This is a genomic window from Pseudomonas sp. TH49, from assembly GCF_016650625.1.
Taxonomy (GTDB): Bacteria; Pseudomonadota; Gammaproteobacteria; order Pseudomonadales; family Pseudomonadaceae; genus Aquipseudomonas; species Aquipseudomonas fluorescens_H.
In genome coordinates this window covers 1-24,859 of the sequence record NZ_JAEKFL010000001.1, presented here as the reverse complement: position 1 = coordinate 24,859, position 24,859 = coordinate 1, and the positions used below count along the sequence as shown (strand labels likewise).

The following is a 24,859-nucleotide window of genomic DNA, read 5'->3' as shown; positions in this document are numbered from 1 at the left end:
ACGGAAGGATTTTTTTCTAATGCGACGACTAATAAACCCAACAAACCCAACACACTCAACTCAAGTTCAATTAAAGCATTGGATTTAAAGGGATTTATCTGTGTTGGGTTTGTGTCGGGTTGTGGTTTTTCTGTGTTGGGTTCGGTTTTGCGGGGGGCAGGGCAATGATTGAGTCGATGGAGTTGTTGCTGGAACATTGGGGCGAGCAATGCCGACAAGGCGGTGAGGCTGGTGGCATGGGCAGCCCGATGGCTACGATCATGGAGTGGGGCGGCTGTGCGCCGCGCGGCACGCCCGGATCACGGATCCTTCTTGGCGGTGGCGCAGGTCCAGATGCAGTTGCTCAGGAAGTTGGTGCCGCTCTTTCCGAGATTGCCCGTCAAGATGGTCGAGGTGAGAGGCTGCAACAGTTGGCGGTTTTGCGTTATGGCTTTGACCCTGCACCGACATGGGCGGCGCAGATGCATGAACTTGGTTACGTCTCAAAGGCGAAGCAAACCTACTACGATCTTGTGCACCGCCTTCATGTCCGACTCTTCGAGGTGCTGGCCGAGCGCAAGGACGCACGTAAGTGGCTGACCGTTGGTCGGGGCGCTTTACCTCAAAGTCTCCTCAAAGTTGCGTCAAAGTTGCGTCAAGTTGGATAACCGAAAATGCCCCCTTTTCGGTTCCGTACTCAGGGGGTAAAAAGCCCCCACGATATGGATTCTGCGCCTTGGCGCTTCCCCGAGCACGTGCTGTGCACTTCGTCCTGGCGTACGCCGCGACACTGAAAACCCTGCCCCGCGGCGGGGTTTTCTTTTTTGTGTTCGGCATGCTCCTTCACTTGAGGCACAACATGACAAATGAGCAGCAAGCGCTGGCAGAAATGCCGATCTGGTTGGTGATCGTCCTGGCTCTGGTCGGCGGCGTATCAGGTGAGATGTGGCGAGCAGACAAGGATGGTGCGCGGGGCTGGGCTTTGATGCGCCGGCTTGCACTTCGATCCGGTGCCTGCATTGTCTGCGGGGTCTCGGCGATGATGCTGATGATTGCCGCCGGGATGTCGCTGTGGACGGCGGGCGCCTTGGGTTGCCTGACGGCAATGGCCGGCGCGGATGTTGCCATCGGCTTGTACGAACGCTGGGCTGCCAAGCGGCTTGGTGTGTGCGATGTTCCACCGAATGGTGGCGGGCCAGCCTGAAACCGCCGGGGACCCTGGGGTTATTCGGAGGGTACGGGGTCGGAAACCCGCGGGATCTTGCGACTGGCCGGTTTTTCCACGTTGGTTGACAGAGGTTGACAGAGGTTGACGGCCCTAGGTTGACAGGAGGTTTACATGACCGTTTTGAGCCGAACGGAATACGCGGCCAGCAAAGGTTGGTCCCGCCAGTACGTCGGCAAACTGGCCAAGCAAGGCCGATTGATTTACGCCTCGGATGGCAAGATCGATGTTGAAGCCACCGATCAGTATTTAGAAATGACGGGCGATCCAGCACGCAGCAATTCGGGTACCCGAATCGCACCGGTCGCCGCTACATCGGTCCAGCAGCCATGGATCGCTCCCGCGCTTCCCACTTCCGCCCCTCAAGCTGCGCCGGACTATCACCAGGCTAAAACACGGTTGGCTCTTGCGCAGGCTGAGAGGGCAGAAGCTGACCTCCAAAAGATCACCGGTGAGTTGGTTGATAGGGAAGTCGTCGACCAAGCTGCTTTTGCAACTGGGCGCATGACTCGCGATTTGTTACTGAGCTTGCCACCCAAACTTGCCCCTGTGTTGTCGGCTATGACCAGCACCTGGGACATTGAAAAACACTTACTTGGTGAGATCCGCCAGGCGCTTGAAGAGGCTGAGCGCCTTTCAGCCGAAGACTTTAGTCACGCCTTAACCCCCGGAAACTGATCATATGGATGCCAAACTTGCAGACGGCGCCGAGGTTTACCGGGCGGCGTATTTTCGTGGCCTGCGCCCAGAGCCTGAGCTGTGGGTCGATCAATGGGCTGACGAGTACATGCGCATTCCGCGCGATACGGGTGCTGCTGAACCTGGACGGTACCGCACCTCCCGGACCCCTTATGCTCGCGAGCCTATGCGTTGCCTGTCACCGGCACATCGCAGCAAACGTGTAGTCACTATGGTGGCCTCGCAGCTAATGAAAACCCAGATTGCGCTGAACTGGATCGGTGGGCTGATCCACATGGCACCGTCAAATATCCTGACCTTGCTGCCAAGCTTAGGCCTGGCCAAACGTGTGTCGTCGCGGATCGGAAAGACCATCAAAGCCACGCCCGTTTTACGTGAGCGCATCGCGACCGGGCGTGATGCAGTCAACACGATGGACACCAAGGAGTTTGAGGGCGGATCGCTGTATGTCACCACAGCCGGCTCTGCCGCAAACTTGTCAGAGTTGTCGGCGCGCTACATTTACGGCGATGAAATTGACCGCTGGGAAGTCGACATCGGGGAGGAGGGGGACCCCATCGAATTGGCGGAGACGCGAGCGAGTACTTTTGGTCGCAACGCCAAGTTTTATTTCTCCAGTTCGCCAACGATCAAAGGCGCTTCGCGGATTGCGGATCTCTTTGAAGGTAGCGACCAGCGTCACTACTACGTGCCATGCCCAGACTGCGGTCAAATGCAGGTACTGGAGTGGGAACGTCTTCACTACAGCGACGATTTCAGCACCGTGCATTACGAGTGCTCTGGAGCCGAATGTGATGTGCTGATTGAGGAGCACCATAAAGGTGAAATGCTCGCCAAAGGCGAATGGCGCGCGCACGCTGAGGGCGATGGCGAGACGGTAGGATTCCACCTTAACGCACTCTATTCACCGCCCGGCTGGATGGACTGGCGCACCTTGGCTATGCAGTTTGAGAAAGCAAAAATCGCTCAAAACAAAGGCGATCTGGAACCTATGCAAGTGTTCTACAACACTCGCTTAGCCAAGGTTTGGGACAGTGCGCAAGAGCAAACCAAGGCCGAAGTACTGATCGCTCGGGCGCGTCTCGAAACCTACACTCTCGGTACGATGCCGGTCGGTGTATTGATGCTGACCGGCGCTGTCGACGTTCAGGCCAACCGTTTGGAACTGATGGTGATGGGCTTCGGCGTCGGCATGGAACGCTGGGTTGTGGATCACCAGATCATCTGGGGCGACCCGGCCGACGAGCGCACCTGGTCCGTTCTGGACGAGAAACTCAAGGCCCGATATCGGCATCCCTGCGGTGTCGGTTTAGCCATTCTCGCCACTGGCGTTGACTCCGGTGGTCATCACACCGACGAGGTCTATCAGTTCTGCCGCGTTCGCCGCTGGCGCAATATCTTCGCCATCAAGGGTGCGAGCAAGCCGGGTCGACCGGTGATTGCACAGCGCCCATCCATGGTTGACGTTACATGGAAGGGCCAGACCGAACGCAACGGCGCCGAGTTGTGGTTCGTCGGTACCGACACCGCCAAAGACTGGATCTACAACCGCTACCCGTTCCCGGACGGTCCTGGCTCGCTTCACTTTGCCAATGACCTGCCGGACGAGTTCTTCGCCCAGTGCGTGGCTGAACGCAAGGTCGCTCGTTACGTGCGCGGCCACAAACGCATCGAGTGGATCAAGGGTAAAGCAGAGCGTAACGAAGCCCTCGACCTCATGGTGTATTGCTTGGCGATGGCGCATTACATGGGCATCAATCGTTATCAAGAAAATGACTGGGAACGCGTGCGACATTCGTTAGCGCAATCTGGATTGTTTGATGACACACCGGTTGCGAAGACCGTTCATGACGCGCGCATTACCACGGCAGTTCCACCAGCGACAGTTGTCGCTTCCGCGAAATCCGCACCTCAACCTGCTGCACCGGTCGCGACACCGCGCCCTGTGGCACCCCCTCAACGCCGCAGCTCTGCCAGCGGTTATCTGAAGAGACGCTGATATGTCCTTTACAAAAAAGCACCTCGACGCGGTTGAGGCAGCCATTGCTCGCGGTGAGAAAACTGTGCGCTACACCGACCGTACCGTCGAATACCGCACGGTCGATGAATTGCTCAAGGCGCGCGAGGAAATACGCTCTTCGTTGGCAAGTGCAGCTGGGCCACGTTCGCGCGTGGTTCGGCTGTACCATGCTGGGAAGGGGGTCTGATGGCCCGACACTTCCCAACGCTGACCCGTAACGGATTTGTGCTGCCGTCCAATATCAAGGCCAGTTACGAAGGCGCTGGAGAAGGGCGCCGCTCCACTGGCTGGGACGCTCCTGACAACGGGATCAACAGCATCAACACTCCGGCCCTGCGCAATCTGCGGTCGCGGTCGCGGGCGGCGGTTCGCAACGACCCGTATGCCTTCAATGTCATCGACAAGCGTGTCAGCAACCTGATCGGCACGGGCATCACTCCGAGGCCAACGACCGACGACGATGCTCTGCGCAAACTGCTGCAGGAGCTGTGGGGAGATTGGGTCGATGAGTCGGATGCGGATGACCGTACCGACTTCTACGGCCAGCAGGCGCTGGTGGCGCGCACTGTTGAAACCTCGGGCGAATGCTTCGTGCGGTTGCGTCCTCGCAGTCTGGATGACGGTTTGGCGGTTCCGCTGCAGTTGCAAATCCTGGCGCCGGAATTCGTGCCGCACGACAAATTCGAGAGCACCAAAAACGGCAACGTCATCCGCGCCGGTATCGAGTTCACTCCCGGTGGCAAGCGGGTGGCGTACTGGATGTACATGTCGCATCCGCGCGATGCAGCGTCGCTGAACGCCGGTTACAACCAGCTAGTCCGCGTGCCGTCGGCTCAGGTGCTGCACATTTTCGAACCGGTGGAGCCTGGTCAGTTGCGCGGTGTGCCGCGATTGTCGCCGGTGCTCAAGCGTCTACGCAGTCTCGACAACTACGACGACGCGGTACTGTTCCGTCAGGAAGTGGCCAACCTGTTTGCCGGTTTCATCAAGCGTCCAGCGCCGGACTCGGGACCCCTTCCCAGAGATCCGGTGACCGGTCAGCCGCTCGATCTGGACCGCGACGGCTTCACCCCGATGGTCGCGCTCGAACCCGGCACCATGCAGGAACTGGGGGCAGGTGAGGAGGTTGAGTTCTCCAAACCACCAGACGCCGGCAACAACTACCCGGACTTCATGCGGCAACAACTGATGGCTGCGGCAGCGGGGTCGGGCACGCCTTACGAGATCCTCACTGGTGACATGCGCGGGATCAACGACCGAGCACTGCGGGTGGTACTCAACGAGTTTCGGCGCCGCCTGGAACAACTGCAATTCAGCGTGTACGTGCACCAGCTCTGCCGCCCTGTACGGGCGGCGTGGATGGACATGGCGGTGCTGTCGGGTGTCCTGGTGTTGGACGATTACGCACAGAAGCGCCGCAAGTACCTGCGCACCCGCTGGGTGCCACAAGGCTGGGCCTACATCCAGCCGGTGCAGGACGTGCAAGCACGCACGATGGAGGTGAGGGCCGGGTTTTCGTCGCGCAGCGAGATGGTCTTGCGTACTGGCTACGACGCCGAGACGGTCGATCTGGAAAACGCCGCCGATCTCGCGCGGGCCACCGCATTGGGCCTCAACTACAACACCCTGGATGCCGTCGAAGACACCGACGACAAGGAGCAATCATGAGCAAAAGCGCGAAACCGCGTATTTACAACCGCGCCGGCAAACACGTCGAGGTCAAGGACAAGACCTGGTACGCCGTTCATGCCAGCGGCGAGGCCACCGAGCGAGTGATCGAAGTCTTCGTCTATGGCGAGATCGGCGCGTGGGGTATCACGGCCAATCAATTCGTGCAGGATCTGCGCGCCATGGACGATGGTGTGTCGCCGGTGGTCGCCGCGTTCAACAGTATCGGCGGTGACCTGTTCGACGGGCTGGCCATGCACAACGCGCTGTCGCGTTTGGGCGAACGCTGCACCGGCCGGATCGATGCACTGGCAGCGAGTGCAGCCAGTGTGGCTGTGTGCGGTGCCCACCGCGTGGTGATCGCTTCCAACGCGATGTTAATGATTCACAACCCATGGACCTACGCCGCCGGTGATGCGGAAGACTTCCGCAAGGTCGCCGACGTCCTCGACCAGACCATGGAAGCGATCATTGCCGCGTACAAAGCTAAAGCACCCGGTATCGATGAGGTGGAGCTGCGGCGTTTGGTGGCGGCTGAAACTTGGCTGACTGCCAACGAAGCGGTGGCTTTGGGGCTGGCTGATGAAGTGGGCGACGGGGTCAAGGTCAAAGCGTGTCTCGGCCAAGGCGCGGTGCTGCAACGCTTCCAGAACGCACCGGCTGAATTGCTGGCCCAGCTCGATGAGCCACCTGAATCGGATCCCGAACTCGAACCTGTCGATCCACCGCTGGTGCCGCCTGTTGTCGACTCGGCCAAGTTGGCGCTGCTGATCACTCAGCGCTGCACGGCGGCGGGCATCAGCAACCTGATCGAGCCTCTGCTCAAGTCCACCCAGCTCGAAAGCGAAGAGATCGTTCTCGCCGGCCTTGCACGCGCCAAAGCGGTGAACGACCTCTGCGTGGCCGCTCGTCTGCCGGAATTCAGTGCCGAGTATGTCGCGGCCGGTCTGGATACGCCGGCGGTGCGGGCGCGTCTGTTCGACAAGATCGTCACCAGCGGTAAGGGCTTTGAAATCGACAACAGTCTGCCGCTGGCCGACGACCCGGCACCCAAGGTGCTGGCCAAACAACCTGACCCCAACTCGATTTGGGCTGCTCGCCAAGCGGCTCAAACTGGAACCGCGCGTGGCGCGAAAGGAGCATGAGCATGACCATCAAACAGGAACCGATGCACGCAGGTGAATTCCTGCTGTCTGAGGGCGCCGGCACGATCTCGCGCGAAGCGATCAACGTAGCGGCGGGGCCAGCATTGTGGCCGGGACAAATTCTCGGGCTGGTGACCGCCACCGGCGAATTCGCACCTTACGAACCGACTGCTGAGGACGGTACCGAAAACGCTGTCGCCATTCTCTACGGCCCGCTGGGTGAATCCGATGTGGTGCGTCGCGGTCGCGCCGTGGTGCGGTTGGCCGAGGTCAGTGAAGCGCATTTGACCGGCCTCGATCTGGCCGCCGAGAAAGCACTCACCACCCATTTCGTGATCGTCCGCTAAGTCGATCCTTTATTTGTATGCATCCCGCCGCGTGCGGGATTTTTCGTTTCTGGAGAGTACCCATGGCCGATATCGCCATTTTTGAAGACGAAGCGTTTACCGTTACCTCGCTGACCGCTGCACTCAATGATCAACCCTACCTGCCGGGCCGCATCAGCGCCCTGGGCCTGTTTCGCGAGGAAGGCATTACCACCCTGACCGTGCAGATTGAAAAGGACGGTGACACCCTGGCACTGGTGCCGGCCGGTGAGCGCGGTGGTTCTGGCCTGGTGGTTGCTGCGAGCAAGCGTAACCTGATCCCGTTCAACACCGTGCACCTGCCGGAGCGTTTCACGATCAAGGCTGACGAGATCCAAGGCATCCGTGCCTTCGGTACTCGCACTGAGCTGCAGGCAGTGCAGGACGTGGTCAATGCGCGCCTGGCCAAGGCCCGTCGCCAGTTGGACGCCACGCACGAGTTTCAGCGCATGGGCGCACTGAATGGCCAGATCCTCGACGCCGATGGCAAGACCGTACTGCTGAATCTCTATGACCGCTTCGGTGTGGAGCGCCAAAAGATGTCCATGGGCCTGGGGGATGCGGGCACGGAGCTGCGGGTCAAGTGCGGTGAAGCGCTGGACATGCAGGAAGACGCGCTCGGCAGTGTGACCAGCACCGGTTCTCGCGCCTTCTGCGGCAAGAACTTCTGGAACAAGCTGATCGTTCACAAGTCGGTCAAAGAGACCTACCTCAACAGCCAGCAGGCAGCAGCCCTGCGCGGCGACGCCCGGGAAAGCTTCGAGTTCGGCGGCATCATCTGGGAGCGCTACCGTGGCAAGGTCGCCGGTGTGTCTTTCGTCCACGACGACAAGGCGCTGCTGGTGCCTGAAGGCGTGCCCGATCTGTACATCTCGGTGTTCGCGCCGGCCGACTACATGGAAACGGTCAACACTCAGGGCATTCCGTACTACAGCATGATCGAGCCGCTGCCCTTCAACAAAGGCATGGCCGGTGAGGCCCAGTCCAACCCATTGCACCTGTGCACTCGACCGCGCGCCCAGATTCTGCTGGAACTCTGACCGTGGGCTTTCGTGATCTGATCGCCGACGTCGACGCGGTGGTGTTCGAAACGCTGGGCGATACGGCGCGGATCGAGGGTCGCGAAGAGCCAGTGTTCGGCATGTTTGCCGCGCCCTGGCTGCAACCCAAGTTCGGCAAGCTCAATACTGGTTTGCGCGAGCCGCGCTTCGAGATCCGCGTCAGCGATTCGCACGGCCTGGAGCAAGGCATGCTGGTCAGCGTCGATTTGCCTGCCTTGGATGGCGGCGGTGACTACGACCTGATCCAGCTCGAACCGAGCGGCGACGGTCTGGTCGCCCTGATTCTGAGGTTGCGGCCATGAGCGTCGGCAGCTATTTCAAACCCTCGGCCGGGGGCGGGATGATCTCTATCCAGTCCTCGGCCGCAGATTTTCAGGCGTTCCAGGACTTTGCAAAGGTGGTGCCGAAAGCGGCTGCTGCGGCGCATCGGCGCGCGATCAACAAGACGTTGGGACGGTTGCGCACGCACATCGCCCGAGCCGTCAGCCGGTCAGAGCGCATTGCCGTAGCGGCGGTGCGTCAGCGGTTGCGCAGCTATCCAGTTTCCGGCGCGGCCGCGAGCGGCAAACTGTGGTTCGGGTTGAACACCATCGAATCCAGCCGGATCGGCCGGGCGCGGCAGACCGGGAGCGGTGTGTCGGTGGCGGGGCGGCGTTACCAAGGTGCCTTTCTCAAGAAGGTCTATGGCAACAAGCCCGACATCTGGATCCGCACAGCCAGCAAGCATTTCAACGCGGACGACTACCCCGACAGCACGGTGTCCCCCGGTCGCGGGCCGAGTTCGGGTTGGGTCGCCGAAAACGGTAGTCGTTTCCCGCTGGCCAAAGCCAAGGTGTCGCTGGAGCAAGCCCGGCCGCATTTCGACAGCTGGGTCAAAAAGGCAGATGAGATCCTGTTGGCGATTCTCAAACAAGAACTCAACTTTGAGCTGCAGAAATACCTCAAGAGGATCGGCAATGTCTGACGAACCGTTCAGCCTGGACCAGCTTTATCGGGCGGTAGAACAGCATCTGCGTACCCACTTGCCTGGCGTGCAGGCCGTCACAGCCTGGCCAGACATTAAGGATCGTGTGTTGCTGCCAGCGGTGTTTCTGGAGGTGGCCGAGATCGAGCCGGGTACCGATATCGGCACCGGCGAAACCTCGCTGGTCTGCAAGTTCGAGGCTCGGATCATTGTTGACCCGATCAAGCCGCACCATCATCAACAGGCCGTGCAATTGGCGACGCAGTTGGCGGTGCTGCTGCGTTCGCAGACGTGGGGGTTGGCAGTTGAACCCGCCGAGTTTGTGCAATCGCTGCAGGACTGGACCCAGGCGCACCTGGATGGATACACGGTGTGGCTGGTGGAGTGGACTCAGCAAGTTTATCTCGGCCTTGAGGAATGGCCGTGGCCGGACGAGCCGCCGGGGTCGTTGGTGTTTGAAGTCGATCCGGGTGACGGGCCATTCAAGCCCGAGGATCTGCCGTGAGTTACGCAAGCGCGCAGCATGACCGCATGATCGCGGGGGCGATAAAGGCTTGCTACGTGGTCGCGGTGGATCTGTCCGCTTCGCCGCCGGTGTGTCGCGTGTCGGACGGCAGTGAATGGGTCAGCGCTTGGGTGCGGTGGCACAGCATCGCCGCCGGCAAGGCCAGGCACTGGCGGGCGCCGTCTTTGGGCGAGCAGGGCAGTTTGATCAGTCCGAGCGGTGACGTGTCACAAGGCACGTTTGTCCCGGGCTTGTATGGCAATGCCGGACCGCCGCCAGATAATCGCGACCATGTCGAGGTCTGGCGTTTTGATGATGGCGGCTCGCTGGTCTACGACTGGCAGGCCAAGTCTTACACCATCACCCTGCCGAGTGGCACGGTGGCGATCAAGGTCGGCGGCACGGACGTCGTCGTTACGGATAACGCGGTAACGGTGAAGTCGGGAACGATTGATCTTGAAGCGACCGTGAATATCAAAGGGCCTGTCAATATCGACGGCGCGTTATCCGTAACGGGCAACATCGACGGCGCTGGCAACATCATGGCCGCCGGCAACAGCGACAACCACCACAAGCATTAACCCAAACATTCATCCAGCCCGCCAAGTGCGGGCTTTTTCATGCCTGGAGAACCACATGGCCAAGATCGATATGACCTCAACCGATGCGCAGACGTCCTCGGAACCAGCATTGCCATCCTCAACTTACTCATCGCCTGAGTCCTTGAAATTCCGCGACAAGCTCTACACGTCGCGACTGCTGATTGTGCCCGGTACTGACCGTTCCTATCCGGTGGAGAAGGCGACGGTCGTGGTGCCGGCCTCCGACATCGAGGCGGTCAAGTTCCTGAAAGCCAGCGAAGAATACGAGCCGTTCAAGGAGTGACATCGATGATCGGAATGGATCGCCAGACCGGCCTACCCATATCCGGCATCGAGCATCTACGGCAATCCATTGCCGACATCTTGAGCACGCCGCTGGGCAGTCGCCGGCACCGCATGGAGTACGGCAGCAAGCTGCGTCGGTTTGTCGATTTGCCCGTTAACGAGGGCTGGAAAAGCGCCGTACAGGCTGAGGTTGCCCGCGCTCTGGAGCGCTGGGAGCCGCGTTTGAAGTTGGATCAGGTGCGGGTCATTTCCGTCATTGGCGGGCAAATCAATTTGCAAATCGTCGGGAAGTACCTGGGCGACAGCGTCACGTTGGAGGTGGCCGCATGAGTACCGTAGATCTGTCGTCGCTGCCAGCGCCGACCGTGCTGGAGCCTCTGGACTTCGAAGAGGTTTATCAGGACGGGCTGAGCGTGTTTCGCGGGTACATGGGAGGTAACTGGACGGCCGCGCTGGAAAGCGATCCCGTGGTCAAAGTGCTTGAGGTCGGGGCTTACAACAAAGTCGGCAACCGCGCTCGCGTTAATGACGCCGGCAAAGCGCTGTTGCTGGCGCATGCTATTCGCGGTGACCTCGATCACTTGGGCGCGAACGTCAATCTGACGCGCCTGGTCATTCAGGCCGAGGATCTGCTGGCGGTGCCACCGGTGCCCAAGGTCATGGAAGACGACGACCCGTTTCGCGAGCGCATCCAGTTGGCCTATGAGGGCTTGACCACGGCCGGCCCGCGTAACAGCTACATCCTGCATGCACGCAACGCCTCTGGCCTGGTCGCAGATGCCACGGCCGAAAGCCCGGCGCCCTGTTACGTCACGGTCACGGTGCTGGGGTTGGACGGGGAAGGCGAAGCGCCGCCGGAGCTCCTGGCGACGGTGGCAACTGCGTTGAATGACGATGACGTTCGGCCAGTTGGTGATCGGGTGACTGTGCAGAGCGCAGAGGTGATCCGTTACGAGATTGACGCCATCTTGCACATGGCCGGCGCCGGCCCAGAAGCGGATGCCAGTTTGGCGGAGGCGAAAAGCCGCTTGGCAGCCTGGATCAATCCCCGCAAGCGGCTGGGTGTCGAGGTCGCCCGGTCCGCTGTTGACGCCCAGTTGCACGTTGCCGGCGTTGCCCGGGTTGAGCTGGTCGGTTGGCAGGATCTGGCCCCGACCAAGGCACAAGCGGCTTTCTGTATGCGCTACAACGTGAGGCTGGCGGGCTGATATGAAAAGTCTCCTCCCGCTCAACAGCACGCAACTGGAACGGGCCATGGAGGCCGCGTTCTTCGAAAAGACCATTGTCCCTCTGCGCGACCTCTACAACGCTGATACCTGCCCCGTTCATTTACTGCCGCACCTGGCCTGGGCGTGGTCGGTGGATCGCTGGGATTACCGGTGGAGCGAGGCTACCAAGCGCGCGGCCATCAAGGCGTCGTATTACATCCACAAACACAAGGGCACCATCGGCGCTCTGCGCCGCGTCGTCGAGCCGTTGGGCTATCTGATCGAGATCGTCGAGTGGTTCCAGACGGTGCCGGAAGGCGTGCCCGGCACCTTCGCGCTGAAGGTGGGCGTTCTCGACACAGGCATCACCGAGGAGATGTATCAGGAGCTGGAGCGCCTGATTGACGATGCCAAACCCGTCACACGGCAACTGACCGGGCTGGCCATCAGCCTTGAGACCCAAGGGAATCTGGACATTGCCGTGTCCCTCTACGACGGCGACGAAATCGACGTTTACCCACCCGTCATGCGTGACATTGAGGTCACTGGCAGCTTTGGCGTGGTCGGCCGCGAACACACCATAGACACCCTGGACGTTTATTATGATTGATGCGAACTCGCAGTTTTTTGCGATCCTCACGAACGTGGGGATGGCCAAGCAGGCGAACGCCGACGCGCTTGGCATTCCCTGGAAACTCACCGAAATGGGCGTTGGCGATGCCAACCCGGGCGGGCTGGCCGATCCGCCTAATCCAGTGCCGTCGGCCGGTCAATCCAAGCTGCTAAATGAGTGGCGCCGCAAGCCGCTCAACCAACTAAAGATCGACCCGGTCAATCCGGCGGTGATCATCGCCGAGCAAATCATCCCGGCCGATGAAGGTGGTAAGTGGATCCGCGAAATCGGCCTTTACGATGCCGACGGGGATCTGGTGGCGGTGGCCAACTGCGCGCCAAGCTTCAAGCCGCTGTTGTCGCAAGGCTCTGGCCGCACGCAGATCGTGCGCATGAACTTTGTGGTCAGCAACGCCGGGAATATCACGCTCAAGATTGACCCAGCGGTGGTACTGGCTACCCGCGAATATGTTGACTCGCGTCTTCTTGACGAGTTGAGCAGGCTCGACATCAAGCAATCTGTGCGCGCCGCAACGACGGCCAACATTGCTCTGCTCGGTTTGCAGGTGGTGGATGGTGTTTCGCTGAACGCCGGCGACCGGGTGTTGGTAAAGAACCAAACGATGGCGAAGGATAACGGGCCGTATGTGGTGGCGGCCGGTGCCTGGGCGCGGGCAAGTGATGCCGACAGCAATGCCAAGGTCACGCCGAATATGACGCTGGCGGTTGAGGCGGGTGCTACTCAGGCCGACACGATTTGGCAGTTGGTGACAGATGGCGCGATTGTTGTAGGCGTCACTGCCTTGACGTTCAAGGACATTACCGACGGTCTCGCCCGTTTGTTTTCTCCGATCTTTGTCGGAAGCCCCAAGGCGCCGACGCCGGCGCAATTTGACAGCAGCAAGTTGCTGGCTACGGCTGAGTTCGTGAAGCGCAGCGGGGTCGAGTTTTCGGGCTTCACCACAAATAGCGCGAACTTGGCGCTTACTGCTGCGCACGTAGGCGGTCTTCACAGCTTTTCGGGTGCGGCACAGCTCACCGCGACCTTGCCGCCTACGGCTGGAATCGCGCAGGGCGCTACTGTAGCGCTGGTCTGTGCGGGCTCTGGCGGCCTGAGAATTATCGGGGATGGGGCCGATCTGGTTTACACCTCAACCGGTATTGCTGGCCCTCTGGTCTTGAGCCTGGGTGACACCGCCGAATTCATTCGACTGCAAGATCAGTGGCGGCTGATCGGTGGCACTGTTGCGCTGCGTTTTGCCGGCATCATGGCGGGGGAGAGCTTCACAACTCGGCCTCAGTTCGACAGCACCAAGGCGCTAGCAACAACTGAGTTTGTGCAGCGCGCGGCGGGTAGCTTGGCCGGATACGCTGCCTACGCGGTAAATACTGTTTTGACGGCGGCCGATGTCGGTAAGTACGTCTATGCAAACGCGACGTCCATCCTTCTCACGCTGCCTGATGCCACGCTGCTGCCCGCTGGCAGTCGGATTTATGTTCAGGCGGCAGCAATGACCAACTGTACTGTAAGGTCCATCAACGGCAACATTTCCGGGCCTAATGGCAATCAGATGGGTTCGCCCAATGTGCTGTTGGGTAACGGCGTTGCGACGGAGTTCATCGCATGGGGGGCGGGCTGGCTTGCCGTTGGTGGGTCTGGGCTTGCGCTTCTTTCGAGTAACGGCTACCAGAGGCATCCGTCAGGTCTGATCGATCAATGGGGAACGGTCTCTGTTCAAGACAATGCGGAGCTAACCATCCTCCTTCCCATCGTGTTCCCCAACGCGATTTTCGGGGCTGGAGTCTCAGTAGCCAACTCGGCACAAGCCGGGGCGGCGGAGTTTTCTATTGCTGGGGTGAGAAAGAACGGCAGCAGCCTCAATAGCATTTTGGTCAATGCGAACTCGGGACCGACCACGTCGGTCATTCCAACCATCTATTGGCGCGTATGGGGGTATTGACCATGATTTTCTTTAGTGCAACTGGGCTTGGCTTCTATGACACCGACATTAATGGGGCTATTCCAGAAGATGGTGTTGAAGTTTCCCGCGAAAGTCACCGCGCGCTCTTAGATGGGCAGTCTGCTGGAATGGCCATCGCTGCTGACGAGTCTGGTTATCCTGTCCTGATCGATCCGCCGCCGCCGAGCGCTGAGGTGCTAGCCGCTGCCGAGCGTGTTTGGCGTGATCGGCAATTGGCGGCTACTGATCCTCTGGTTTCACGCCATCGCGACGAGGTCGAAGAAGGCGGGTCGACTTCGATCACGCCTGAGCAATATACCGAGCTGCAAGGCTACCGCCGGCTGTTGCGCGACTGGCCGCAAGGGGATCAATTCCCACTCGCCGAACACCGGCCGCCGGCGCCGACCTGGCTGTCAGCACAAACCACCTAAACGCCCCTCACTGACGGGGCGTTTTTCATTCCTTTACGCGTTACACCAACACCCTCACAGCCTCGCTTTTGCGGGGCTTTTTCGTTTCTGGAGACTGACCCTTATGAGTTTTTTCCACGGCGTCACGACCACGTCGGTCGACACCGGCGCGCGCACCATCTCGCTGCCCTCGTCGTCGATTATCGGTCTGTGCGACACCTTCACCCCGGGCGTTCTCGGCGGTGGTACGGCCAAGGCGGGCGAGCTGAAGTTGATCACCACCGAGCGCGAAGCCATTGCCGCCTTCGGCGCCGATTCGGCAATCACCAAGGCCTGTCAGGCGATCTACGTCAAGGCCAAGGCGGTGATCGTCGCCATCGGCGTGGCCAAGCTGGAGGACCCTGCGCTGCAAACCTCGGCGATCATCGGCGGCGTGCTGGAGTCGGGTCAGCGTACCGGCCTACAGGCGCTGCTCGATGGCAAAAGCTTGTTCAATGCCCAGCCGCGGTTGTTGATCGCGCCGGGTCACACCGCGACTCAGGCGGTGGCCACGGCGCTCGATAGCTTGGCGCAGAAACTGCGCGCTATCGGCATCATCGACGGACCCGGTACCACCGACGAGGCCGCCATGGCCTACGCCGAGAACTTCGGCAGTCGCAACCTGTTCATGGTCGACCCGGGCGTCAAGTACTGGGACACCATCACCAGCAAGACCGTCGACGCACCCGGTTCGGCTTGGGCGGCGGGGCTGTTTGCCTGGACGGATGCTGAATACGGTTTCTGGGCTTCGCCATCGAACAAGGAGTTGACCGGCATCACCGGCACGGGCCGCGCGGTCGAGTACCTGGACGGCGATGAAACCTGCCGGGCCAACCTGCTCAACAACGCCAATATCACCACGATCATTCGCGACGACGGTTACCGCCTGTGGGGCAACCGCACGCTGTCGAGCGATCCGAAGTGGGCGTTCGTTACCCGCGTTCGCACGCTGTTCATCATCATGGACGCGGTGCAGGCCGGACACAAATGGGCGGTCGACCGCTCGATCACCAAGACCTACGTCAAGGACGTCACCGACGGCCTGCAAGCGTTCGGTCGCGACCTGAAGAACCAGGGCGCGGTGCTCAAGTTCGAGGCTTACGCTGATCAGGAACTAAACACGGCCAGCCAGATTGAGCAGGGCAAGGTGTACTGGCGCATTCGCTTCACCGACGTGCCGCCGGCCGAAAACCCGAACTTTCTTTTTGAGGTCACCAATGAAGGGATGACCGAAGTGCTTGAAGCAGCCTAAGGGGCGTAACCAATGATTCCTCAGACTTTGTACAACACCAACCTGTTCGTCGACGGCGTGAACTTCTCCGGCGACGTGCCGAGCATGACGCTGCCAAAGGTGACCACCAAGACCGACGAATATCGTGGCGGCGGCATGGCCGGCCCCATCGATATGGATCAGGGGCTGGAAAAAATGGAAGCCTCGTTTGTCACCAAGGGCGTGCGCCGCGAGTCGCTGAAGTACTTCGGCCTGGCCGACGGCACGGCGTTCAACGCCACGTTCCGAGGTGCCTTCAAGGGCCAAAAGGGCGCGGTGACAGCGGTCGTTGCCACTCTGCGCGGTCGCCTCAAAGAGGTAGATCTCGGTGACTGGAAAGCCGGTGATGCGGCCGAGATCAAACACGCCGTTTCGGTCACGTACTACAAGCTCGAAATTGACGGGCGCCTGATGTACGAAATCGACATGGTCGCCGGCATTCAGGTGATCGACGGCACAGACCAACTGCTCGAAGTGCGCAACGCGCTCGGCCTGTAAGGAATAGACCCAGATGACTCAAGTAATCGCTAAAACCCTGCCGGCCTGGCTGTCGCTAAGTGCGCTCGGCGCGGTCGTAACGCTGACCCGTCCAAGCAAGGCCAACAGTGTCGACGTCGAGACGTTGAACCTGCGTAACCCGACCGTGCGTGAAGTGCGTGCGGCCGATCGTGCTGCCAACGGCGATGATGAGCAGCGCGAACTGATGCTGTTCGCCGGTCTCGCCGAAGTCGGACTGAAGGATCTGGAAGGCCTCAAGCTGACGGATTATCGCCGCGTGCAAACGGCGTATTCGCACCTGGTACCGAAAACCGATTATTCGGACTCGATGCCGGCGTGGTTATCGCTGACCACCGATCAGGTGCTGGTGACGCTGTCGTGTCCGAGTGAAATCAATGGCGTGACCGTCGACAAGCTGGCCTTGCGTTCGCCGACCGTGGGCGACGTGCGGGCGGCCAACCGGGAAGTGGGTGGCGATGATGAGCAGCGCGAGCTGGTGTTGTTTGCTGCATTGTCCGGTGCGCGTGTGGCGGATCTGGAGGGGCTGAAGCTGGTGGATTTTAACCGCTTGCAGGCCGGCTATTTTCGCATGGACAACGACGACGGGCTTTAACCCCAGCGTGATCAAGTCGGCGGCGAAACGTCTTGCGGCGGAAACCGGATTTTCCGCCGCCGAGATCCAGTCGATGCCGTTCGCGGATATGGTGTGGTGGCTCACGGATTGAGCCGCCATCGGTAGTGCTGGGCACATGAGGGCCATGACATGGCAAATAAACTCGCCCTCGGGCTGGTGATCGGCGGTGCCGTCAGTTCCACGGTCGGCGCCGCGTTCAAGGATGTGACCGGGCGCATCAAGCGCCTTGAGGCTGAAGGCAACAAAGCGCGGGTGCTGCAGCGCACGATTGGCGACACCATCCGCCTGCGCGAAGAATGGAAAAAGGCTCACGACACCGGGGCTGCCGGTGCGTCCAAATTACTCAACCGTTTGAACTCGAACCTCGACAGCTTGAAAAAGCAGGGGGTCGAGGTCGGCCGGTTGGAAAAAGCCTATCGCTCGATGGGGCAGACGGCCAACAAGGCCGAGCTGAAAGCCAGGGGTCATCAGCAGATTGATTCTGGCGTAAAGGGCATGAAGGGCGCTGTCGGTGCTGCGGTTGTGGGTGTCGGTGCCATGGCGGTGCCGGCCAAGGTCAGCGCTGATTTTGGCGCGATTGTCCGTGACATCGCGATCAAGGCCGGCATTGCCAACAAGCCGCAAGAGCAGGAGATGTCGCGCAAGATCATCGACACGTCACGCGATACCGGCATGGCGCGCAACGATGTGGCCGACGTGGTCAATCAGTTGGTCGGCGCCGGTATGGACTTGAGCAAGGCGCTGGAATACGCGCCTGTCGCGGCCAAGTTTGTCGTTGGGCAGGGATCCAGCGGCGTCGACACGGCGAAGATGATCAACGCCCTAGGGCAGAACGCCAAGATCACCGACCCCAAGCAGATGCAGCAGGCGCTGGAAGCGATCGCCTACCAAGGTCAGGCGGGCAGCTTTGAAGCGGCCGACATGGCCAAGTGGTTCCCGGAACTGCTGGCCAACATGGCCAGCAACGGAATCACCGGCTTGGATGCGGTGACGCAACTGGGCGCCATGTTGCAGGTGCAGATGAAGCAGGCCGGCAGTTCGGACGAGGCGGCCAACAACCTGAAAAACTGGATGGGCAAAATCGGTTCGACCGATACGGTCAAGGCTTACGAAAAAGCCGGGATTGATTACAAGGGATCGATGCAGACCGGTTTGCAAAACGGTATGTCGACGCTTGAGACCAGTATGGCGCTGGCTCAGAAATATATTCAGGCGACCGATCCGAAGCGTGCGGCGGCCATGGCCGAAGCGACGTCGAAAATCAGCAAGGAAGCCAATCCAGAAAAGGCCAAGGCCATGATGGCCTCGCTGGAAGAATCCCTGCGCACCGGCGACCTGTTCGCCGATATGCAGGTCAAGGCCGCGCTGTCGGCGTACATGCAGAACAAGGCGCTGTACAGCCAGCTTAAAAACGATTCGCGTGATGCGACCGGGATCCTCGACAAAAACCTCGCCGAGCGGCGTGAGTCGTCATCGCAGAAATGGGCGGAAATGGCCCAGTCAATGGATGACGCCATGCGCAGCGTCGGTGATGCGCTGCGCCCGGTGACGGACACCGTGGCAGAGTCGTTGACCAAGGTTACTAAAGGCATTACGTCGCTGACGGATAGCGCGCCCGGGGTGGTTGCCGGTATCGCCACGGTCGGGGCGGGGCTGATCGCCTTAAAAGGTATCTTCAGCACGATCAAGATCAGCAAGGGGCTGCTAAACCTTGCGCGTGGGTCGCGCGGTGGCAGGAATGGGAGCGAAGCCCCAAATATAAAACCCGGAGAACTTGATCTGGTAGCGACTGGCCTGGATGTTGTTTCGCGGGTGAAGGAAGCGGCAACAGGCGGTGGCCTTGGTACTGAAAGTGGTGCAGGTAACGACGGCGTCAAGAAGGTTTTCGTCGTCAATGCCGGCGCTATGGGTGGCGGTGTGGATGCGTCGGGCGAATCGCGCCGACGTGGACGTGGGTCAAGGCGCAGCGCTCGGCGCCGGTCGTTGCCGAGTTCGAGAGGTCCTCGCTCGTCTGTGCCTCGTCCACCTGTTCCGGTTTCACGTCCATCTGTTCCGGCTCCGCGTCCCCCTGTTTCGATTCCATCGCCATCAGTCCCTCCCGTTCCAAGTGGGGCATTGTCCAAGCTCGGCGTCGTCACGGAAACCGTCGGTAAGGTCGGCAAGGCGGCCAAGGTCATTCCTGGCGGAACGCTGCTGGAGTCCGGCGCGATGGCTTTTGAAACCTTTCAAAACGCCAAGACCAAGGACGAAAAAGCCGAAGGTTACGGTGCGGCCGCGGGCAACCTGGCCGGCACCATGGCCGGTGCAGCAGCAGGCGCTGCCATCGGTTCGGTGGTGCCGATCATCGGCACGGCCATTGGCGGCATGATCGGTGCTTACCTGGGCAGTCAGGGCGGTGCGGCGCTGGGCGGGTCGTTGGGTAAGTCGCTGTTCGGTGGAGAGGATGAAAAGCCCGAACAAACGGCAAAGGCGCCGGTGCCAGTCACGCCGCTCATGATGGCGTCAGCGGCGCAGCAAGGCCCAGTGTTGGGGGATGTCGCGCGCTCGATGGCGGTGACGGCGCCGCTCAAGTCGGCAACGCTGGCTATCCAGCCCAAGGAGGCTGAGAAGCCAGTTCCGGCCAAGGTGGATCAGCAGTTTCAGTACTCGCTGAACATGCCGGTCACGGTGCAGGGGGACGTGAAAGACCCGCAGACCTTGGCGCAGGACCTGATGCCGCACATGCAACGAATGATGGCGGACGCGGCGAAGAGTAACGCCGCCAAGCTGTATGACGAACCCCATGTCTAAGGAGGTTTCATGGCTTACATGGAGCAGATGCAATCGAGCCTGAAGTACCTGGTCGAGGCAGCGGAAACCGGGCGGCGCAGTGCTGACGGCATGCTGACCCCGGTCAACGGTGCGATCCGCGAACTGACCGGCGCGGCATCCGAGCTGGAAAACATCCCGTTTGTCGGTCCCGCCATCGGCGCCAAACTTCAGCGGGTGATGCGCGGCGTCGACGCGGCTCAGGCCAAGGTCGGTCAGGTGGTGGCGGTGTACGGCCGCGCCACCCGGGCGGCGGCTGAAGTGCAGGATCGGCTGGGCACGTTGAAGGAACAGGCGGGCAAGGCGGCCACGGCGATCAACAACGTCGCCGGCAAGGTCAGCCCGTCGCTGGCCAACATCGTGCCCACCAGTTCCTTTGCCGGTGAGGCCACGCCGGCGCCGGAGGCGGTAAAGCCGCTCCCCCATCTGATGATCATTCAGCCGCGCGATCCGAAAATTGAGCCGTACTACTTCAACCTGGACACGGCGGCGTTTGATGAGCTGAGCCGTTCGACTGAGTTCCGCTGGGCTTCGCAGGAGCGGCTGACGCGCCGGCCGGCGAAGCAGGCCATCGGTATGGGCGATGAAAAGTTGACGCTCAAGGGCACGATCTATCCGGGCTTCAAAGGCGGTTTAAAGCAGCTCGACACGCTGCGTTCCATCGGGGCCAGGCTGCAACCGCTGACCCTGACCACGGGCTATGGCGAGGTGATCGGAACGTGGTGTCTGAAAAACATCAACGAGGAACAGTCTGCGCTGCTGCACGGCGGGATTGCTCGCAAACAGGGCTTCACTCTGGAGTTTGAGCGCTATGGCGACGACATGCAGGACGTCTGATGGCGACATGCTCGATGTCATTTGCAACAACGTTTACGGCCATTTGAATGGCAGCGTCGAGGCCGTGCTCGATGCCAATCAGGGGCTGGCCGATGAGCCTCAACCGTTCCGGTCGGGCGTGATTATCGTCCTGCCGGATCTGCCCAGTCCGACCAGTGAAGGCGTCAGCTTGTGGGATTGACCCGGGGCGATGCCTTCGCCGGCACCGCGCCGCATTACGCGTAACGACACCTTTTTTTCTGGCCCGTCTTGTGCGGGTTTTTTATTGGAAAAAACCATGACTCCGATGTTTCGAATTGTCGCCGATGGGGCCGACGTCACGGCCAAGATCAATGATCGGCTGTTGTTGCTGCGTACCTCGGACAAGCCGGGGATGGAGTCGGATGAGTTTGAGTTGCGTATCGACGACCGTGATGGGCAAGTGCAATTGCCACGACGCGGCAGCTCAATCGAGATTTACCTGGGCTATGCCGAAACGACCTTGGTGCGAATGGGCAGTTACACCGTGGACACGGTCGAGGTGTCAGGCCCACCGGATACCATCGTGATCAAGGGCAAGGCCAGCGACATGCGTGGCAGTGGCAAGACCATCCGAAGCGGAAGCTGGGAAGACGTGCCGCTGTCGAAGATTGTGGCCGACATCGCCGCGCGCAATGGCTGGCAGCCGGTGTGCCCGGTGTCGACTAAGGTCGCCCGGGTCGACCAGCTTAACGAGTCCGATTTTAATTTCATCACCCGTCTGGCCAAGCAGTACGACTGCACAGCCAAGGTCGCCGACAGCAAGCTGTTGGTGATGCCGCGCCAAGGTGGCCAGACTGCAAGCGGCAAAGCATTCGGTGCAATAACCCTAACCCGCCGCGACCTCAGCCGCTGGCAATTCAGTCTCGGTGATCGCAACTCACACAAGGCGGTCGCGACCAAGCATCAGGACAAGAAGAACGGCAAGCTCGCGGTGGTCACCATCGACAATGATGACGCTCCTGATGGCCTGCCGGCAGTGCATACCGACCGCCATATCTACCCAAACAAGACCGCTGCTGAAGCGGCGGCTAAGGCCCGTCTGTCAGCGTTCAACCGCTCTACCGCCGATGTTCGGCTTGAGATGCCCGGCCGAACGGACATCTTCGCCGAGCGTCCCATCATCGCTCAGGGGTTCAAGGTCGGGCTTGATGGCGAATACCTGGCGGATTCGGTTGAGCAGGTATTCACCCAGTCCGGATGGTCCACTACGGTCGAATGCAATGCCGGCAAAACCGGTAAATCCAAGGGCAAGAAAAAGAAAGGGCCAAAAACACCCCTCAAGGTTGTGAACATCGAGAAGCAATAGCCGCATCCCATCGCCGCCTGAGTGCGGTTTTTTTATGTCTGGAGTTTGTATGCCTATCACTGAGCAACAGCTGCAAAGCATCATGCCCAACGCCCGCCGCCAAGCGGGCGTTTTTGTATCCGCCCTCAACGCAGCCATGGCCCATCGACAGATCAACACGCCGAATCGCCAAGCCGCGTTTCTGGCGCAAGTCGGTCACGAGTCGGGTCAGCTGCAGTACGTCCGGGAACTGGGCGGCGACCAGTACCTGAGCAAATACGACACCGGCAACCTGGCTGCGAAACTGGGCAACACACCGGCAGCGGATGGTGATGGCCAGCGCTATCGCGGTCGCGGCCTGATCCAGGTCACTGGCCATGACAACTACCTGCGCTGCAGCTTGGCGCTGTTCGGTGACGAGCGATTGCTGCGCACGCCTGAACTGCTGGAGTTGCCGCAGTGGGCTGCCGAGTCAGCCGCGTGGTTTTGGTCGGTGAATGGGCTGAACGCGCTGGCCGATCAAAACGAATTCAACACGATCACCCGCCGGATCAACGGCGGTCTCAACGGCCTGCAGGATCGGCTGGAGTTGTGGGGACGGGCGAGGGCGGTGCTATGCGTCTCGGCGAACTGATCCCGGCGCCGTATCGGCTGGTGAAAGGGGTGTTGCTGGTCGTTTTAGTCGGTGGTTCTGCGGCCATTACTTGGCAAGTCCAGGATTGGCGCTACGGCAAACAGCTCGCAGAGCAGGCCCGGCTCCACACCGAAACCCTTAACCAGTTGGCCCTGGCCACGGTTGCGCAGCAGCGTGCCGAACAGGACAAACGCTTTGCGCTCGAGCAGCGCCTGGCAACCAGTGAACAAACCCATTATCGAGCCTTGAGTGATGCCCAACGTGATCAAGGTCGCCTGCGCGACCGTCTTGCCACTGCTGATCTGCGCCTGTCAGTCCTACTCGGCGCCGGCAACGGATCGGTGTCAGCCACCACCGCCACCGGCGGCATGGTTCATGGCCCCACAAGATCCGAACTTGACCCAGCGCATGCTCAACGAATTATCAGCGTCACCGATGACGGCGACCGGGGGCTGATTGCCCTCGCGGCCTGCCAGGCATACGCCAAAGAAGTCTCAACACCGAAGTGAAAAGAGCGGCCGGTCCAGATGCGTCAACATCCGGATCGACCGCCGTCCCTGCAGATGGTCCCTGCAAGTCCAGCCAAGGCTCTTGCTCCGTGCACAAAGCGCGGCGAGCCTAGCACCTGTTTATCCATACAGTAAAGGTCTTGCTTTTTATGTCTACACCCATCATCCCTTGGATGGGCGGCAAACGCCGCCTGGCCGACCGCCTCATTCCGCTTTTTCCGCCACACGAATGCTACGTTGAAGTCTTTGCCGGCGGTGCCGCGCTCTACTTCATGAAGCCCCAGCCATCGCCGGTCGAAGTCCTCAACGACATCAACGGCGACCTGGTCACGCTTTACCGCGTCGTGCAGAACCACCTCGAAGAGTTTGTGCGCCAATTCAAATGGGCGCTCAGCTCGCGGCAGGTGTTCGAATGGCAGAAAATGACCCGCCCCGAAACCCTCACCGACATCCAGCGCGCCGCCCGATTCTTCTACCTGCAGCACCACGCCTTCGCCGGCAAGGTTTCGGGTCAGACATTCGGGACGGCGACGACTGCCCCGGCCATCAACCTGTTGCGCATCGAGGAAAACCTCTCGGCTGCGTGGCAGCGCCTGTCCGGCACCTACGTCGAAAACCTCCCCTGGCTTGAATGCGCTGAACGCTACGACCGTGCCCACACGTTCCACTACATGGACCCGCCTTACTGGCAGACCGCCGGGTACGGCGTGGACTTTCCGTTCGACAACTATGAACGGATGGCCGACTTCATGCGCCGCTGCAAAGGCAAGGTGATGGTCAGCATCAATGATCACCCGGACATCCGCCGAGTGTTCGAAGGATTCCACTTCGAGACCTTGGACATCCGTTACTCCAATACCAACCAGCGGCAAGGCAAAGCCGAGGTGAGCGGCGAGTTGGTGATCATGAATTGGGCGCCAGAATCGTTGGGAGGATTGTTTTAACTATCACCATGGACTTTTCTTAACGAGAAGCTGCAGCAGTCGAACTAACTCAATTGCGAAAATAAGGCAAAGGCGTGCATAGCTAATGTATTTCATTGGCTTCTCGTAATGTAAATAAGGTCGCGACGTTGGGAAGCGCCGTTTGATATTGCAGTGGTGATTTGCTTGGGTGGCACCTTAGTTTTAATTGTAGCGTCTCGTCAAGTCTCAGCTCGTTAAGCTGATCTTGTAAGGTGTTATAGGGCAATGGGTGTATAGGAGAGCTTTGTACTAGGGTGATGGGTGTATAAAACGCCCTGTCATAGGGCAAAGGGTGTATAGGGGCGCGATATCTTCACGCTTGCACTAGTGCTTTTGCAAATCTGAGTATCAAAAGGATATCGGAAGGATATTTATTTAATGGTGGATTAACGAATTAGCGAATTAGCGAATTAGCGAAATGACGAAATGACGAAATGACGAAATGACGAAATGACGAAATAAAGAAATAAAGAAATAAAAGGTGTTTTAAGTCGCCGAAAGCGCTCGAAAATCGACCGCTAGTCCTCTTTAGGGTTTAGTAAGTCTTTCCCTTGATTGCGCACATTGCCAATGGCCCGGTCGACCTTGAACCATTCGAAAGCTTCTGTGGGTTCGCCTTGTTGTAACACCAGTGGCTCGGCGCGGTCCTT

General features: G+C 60.0%; 29 protein-coding genes and 1 pseudogene. 29 read left to right on the top strand and 1 reads right to left on the bottom strand.

The window, feature by feature from the left end:
* Positions 1–164: 164 nt before the first annotated feature.
* The 29 genes from JFU48_RS00145 (at position 165) to JFU48_RS00005 (ending at position 24,188) form a co-directional block, all read left to right on the top strand.
* Positions 165–647: a hypothetical protein gene (locus tag JFU48_RS00145; protein ID WP_201135557.1), complete on the top strand. Its 483-nt coding sequence runs from the start codon at positions 165–167 to the stop codon at positions 645–647.
* Positions 648–838: 191 nt separating this feature from the next.
* Entirely contained in the window at positions 839–1,183 is a 345-nt protein-coding gene (locus JFU48_RS00140) for a phage holin family protein (protein WP_034156347.1), read from the top strand.
* Between the two features lie 135 nt (positions 1,184–1,318).
* Positions 1,319–1,882 carry a hypothetical protein gene (locus JFU48_RS00135; RefSeq protein WP_201135556.1) on the top strand — a complete coding sequence of 188 codons (564 nt, stop codon included), beginning with the start codon at positions 1,319–1,321 and terminating at the stop codon, positions 1,880–1,882.
* A gap of 4 nt (positions 1,883–1,886) precedes the next feature.
* Positions 1,887–3,902 carry a phage terminase large subunit family protein gene (locus JFU48_RS00130; RefSeq protein ID WP_201135555.1) on the top strand — a complete coding sequence of 672 codons (2,016 nt, stop codon included), beginning with the start codon at positions 1,887–1,889 and terminating at the stop codon, positions 3,900–3,902.
* A 1-nt stretch (position 3,903) separates the two neighbouring features.
* Positions 3,904–4,110, top strand: a complete 207-nt coding sequence (locus JFU48_RS00125) for a phage head-tail joining protein (RefSeq protein WP_008087653.1) — start codon at positions 3,904–3,906, stop codon at positions 4,108–4,110.
* Positions 4,110–5,591 (top strand): phage portal protein, encoded by a 1,482-nt coding sequence (locus JFU48_RS00120; RefSeq protein WP_201135554.1) that lies wholly within the window; start codon positions 4,110–4,112, stop codon positions 5,589–5,591. The genes JFU48_RS00125 and JFU48_RS00120 overlap by 1 nt, the downstream gene beginning before the upstream one ends.
* Positions 5,588–6,736: a head maturation protease, ClpP-related gene (locus JFU48_RS00115; RefSeq protein ID WP_201135553.1), complete on the top strand. Its 1,149-nt coding sequence runs from the start codon at positions 5,588–5,590 to the stop codon at positions 6,734–6,736. Before JFU48_RS00120 ends, JFU48_RS00115 begins: the two co-directional genes overlap by 4 nt.
* A gap of 2 nt (positions 6,737–6,738) precedes the next feature.
* A complete protein-coding gene (locus tag JFU48_RS00110) occupies positions 6,739–7,083 on the top strand; it encodes a head decoration protein (RefSeq protein ID WP_201135552.1) in 345 nt (114 codons plus the stop codon).
* Between the two features lie 62 nt (positions 7,084–7,145).
* Positions 7,146–8,141 carry a major capsid protein gene (locus tag JFU48_RS00105; protein ID WP_201135551.1) on the top strand — a complete coding sequence of 332 codons (996 nt, stop codon included), beginning with the start codon at positions 7,146–7,148 and terminating at the stop codon, positions 8,139–8,141.
* Positions 8,142–8,143: 2 nt separating this feature from the next.
* The gene (locus tag JFU48_RS00100; protein WP_201135550.1) at positions 8,144–8,464 is read left to right on the top strand and encodes a head-tail joining protein; all 321 of its coding nucleotides are present in this window, start codon (positions 8,144–8,146) and stop codon (positions 8,462–8,464) included.
* A complete protein-coding gene (locus JFU48_RS00095; RefSeq protein ID WP_201135549.1) occupies positions 8,461–9,126 on the top strand; it encodes a hypothetical protein in 666 nt (221 codons plus the stop codon). The genes JFU48_RS00100 and JFU48_RS00095 overlap by 4 nt, the downstream gene beginning before the upstream one ends.
* The gene (locus tag JFU48_RS00090) at positions 9,119–9,631 is read left to right on the top strand and encodes a hypothetical protein (RefSeq protein WP_201135548.1); all 513 of its coding nucleotides are present in this window, start codon (positions 9,119–9,121) and stop codon (positions 9,629–9,631) included. Before JFU48_RS00095 ends, JFU48_RS00090 begins: the two co-directional genes overlap by 8 nt.
* A complete protein-coding gene (locus JFU48_RS00085) occupies positions 9,628–10,212 on the top strand; it encodes a phage baseplate assembly protein V (RefSeq protein WP_201135547.1) in 585 nt (194 codons plus the stop codon). The genes JFU48_RS00090 and JFU48_RS00085 overlap by 4 nt, the downstream gene beginning before the upstream one ends.
* A gap of 55 nt (positions 10,213–10,267) precedes the next feature.
* Positions 10,268–10,516 (top strand): hypothetical protein, encoded by a 249-nt coding sequence (locus JFU48_RS00080; protein ID WP_242486616.1) that lies wholly within the window; start codon positions 10,268–10,270, stop codon positions 10,514–10,516.
* A gap of 5 nt (positions 10,517–10,521) precedes the next feature.
* Positions 10,522–10,848: a GPW/gp25 family protein gene (locus tag JFU48_RS00075; RefSeq protein ID WP_150751243.1), complete on the top strand. Its 327-nt coding sequence runs from the start codon at positions 10,522–10,524 to the stop codon at positions 10,846–10,848.
* On the top strand, positions 10,845–11,726 hold the full coding sequence (locus tag JFU48_RS00070; RefSeq protein ID WP_201135546.1) for a baseplate assembly protein: 882 nt from the start codon (positions 10,845–10,847) through the stop codon (positions 11,724–11,726). The genes JFU48_RS00075 and JFU48_RS00070 overlap by 4 nt, the downstream gene beginning before the upstream one ends.
* A gap of 1 nt (position 11,727) precedes the next feature.
* Complete coding sequence (locus tag JFU48_RS00065) at positions 11,728–12,336, top strand: phage tail protein I (RefSeq protein ID WP_201135545.1); 609 nt, start codon at positions 11,728–11,730, stop codon at positions 12,334–12,336.
* Positions 12,329–14,299 (top strand): phage tail protein, encoded by a 1,971-nt coding sequence (locus JFU48_RS00060; protein WP_201135544.1) that lies wholly within the window; start codon positions 12,329–12,331, stop codon positions 14,297–14,299. The genes JFU48_RS00065 and JFU48_RS00060 overlap by 8 nt, the downstream gene beginning before the upstream one ends.
* 2 nt (positions 14,300–14,301) lie before the next feature.
* Entirely contained in the window at positions 14,302–14,730 is a 429-nt protein-coding gene (locus JFU48_RS00055) for a phage tail assembly chaperone (protein ID WP_242486615.1), read from the top strand.
* A 103-nt stretch (positions 14,731–14,833) separates the two neighbouring features.
* Positions 14,834–16,000, top strand: a complete 1,167-nt coding sequence (locus JFU48_RS00050; RefSeq protein ID WP_201135542.1) for a phage tail sheath subtilisin-like domain-containing protein — start codon at positions 14,834–14,836, stop codon at positions 15,998–16,000.
* 12 nt (positions 16,001–16,012) lie between these two features.
* Positions 16,013–16,516, top strand: a complete 504-nt coding sequence (locus JFU48_RS00045) for a phage major tail tube protein (RefSeq protein WP_034156538.1) — start codon at positions 16,013–16,015, stop codon at positions 16,514–16,516.
* Between the two features lie 13 nt (positions 16,517–16,529).
* A complete protein-coding gene (locus JFU48_RS30415) occupies positions 16,530–17,129 on the top strand; it encodes a phage tail assembly protein (RefSeq protein WP_201135541.1) in 600 nt (199 codons plus the stop codon).
* Positions 17,130–17,279: 150 nt separating this feature from the next.
* Positions 17,280–19,940 carry a phage tail tape measure protein gene (locus tag JFU48_RS00035; RefSeq protein ID WP_201135540.1) on the top strand — a complete coding sequence of 887 codons (2,661 nt, stop codon included), beginning with the start codon at positions 17,280–17,282 and terminating at the stop codon, positions 19,938–19,940.
* Positions 19,941–19,949: 9 nt separating this feature from the next.
* Positions 19,950–20,795 carry a phage tail protein gene (locus JFU48_RS00030; RefSeq protein ID WP_201135539.1) on the top strand — a complete coding sequence of 282 codons (846 nt, stop codon included), beginning with the start codon at positions 19,950–19,952 and terminating at the stop codon, positions 20,793–20,795.
* Positions 20,770–20,976 carry a tail protein X gene (locus tag JFU48_RS00025; RefSeq protein WP_064596196.1) on the top strand — a complete coding sequence of 69 codons (207 nt, stop codon included), beginning with the start codon at positions 20,770–20,772 and terminating at the stop codon, positions 20,974–20,976. The genes JFU48_RS00030 and JFU48_RS00025 overlap by 26 nt, the downstream gene beginning before the upstream one ends.
* 96 nt (positions 20,977–21,072) lie before the next feature.
* Positions 21,073–22,122: a phage late control D family protein gene (locus JFU48_RS00020; RefSeq protein WP_201137037.1), complete on the top strand. Its 1,050-nt coding sequence runs from the start codon at positions 21,073–21,075 to the stop codon at positions 22,120–22,122.
* Between the two features lie 49 nt (positions 22,123–22,171).
* Positions 22,172–22,735, top strand: coding sequence for a glycoside hydrolase family 19 protein (locus JFU48_RS00015; protein WP_201135538.1), 564 nt, complete (start codon positions 22,172–22,174; stop codon positions 22,733–22,735).
* The gene (locus JFU48_RS00010) at positions 22,717–23,244 is read left to right on the top strand and encodes a lysis protein (protein WP_201135537.1); all 528 of its coding nucleotides are present in this window, start codon (positions 22,717–22,719) and stop codon (positions 23,242–23,244) included. Before JFU48_RS00015 ends, JFU48_RS00010 begins: the two co-directional genes overlap by 19 nt.
* A gap of 149 nt (positions 23,245–23,393) precedes the next feature.
* Positions 23,394–24,188 (top strand): DNA adenine methylase, encoded by a 795-nt coding sequence (locus tag JFU48_RS00005; protein ID WP_201135536.1) that lies wholly within the window; start codon positions 23,394–23,396, stop codon positions 24,186–24,188.
* Positions 24,189–24,727: 539 nt separating this feature from the next.
* Here JFU48_RS00005 and JFU48_RS30410 read toward each other — a convergent pair.
* A pseudogene (locus JFU48_RS30410) lies at positions 24,728–24,859 on the bottom strand (SOS response-associated peptidase family protein); the annotation flags it as partial.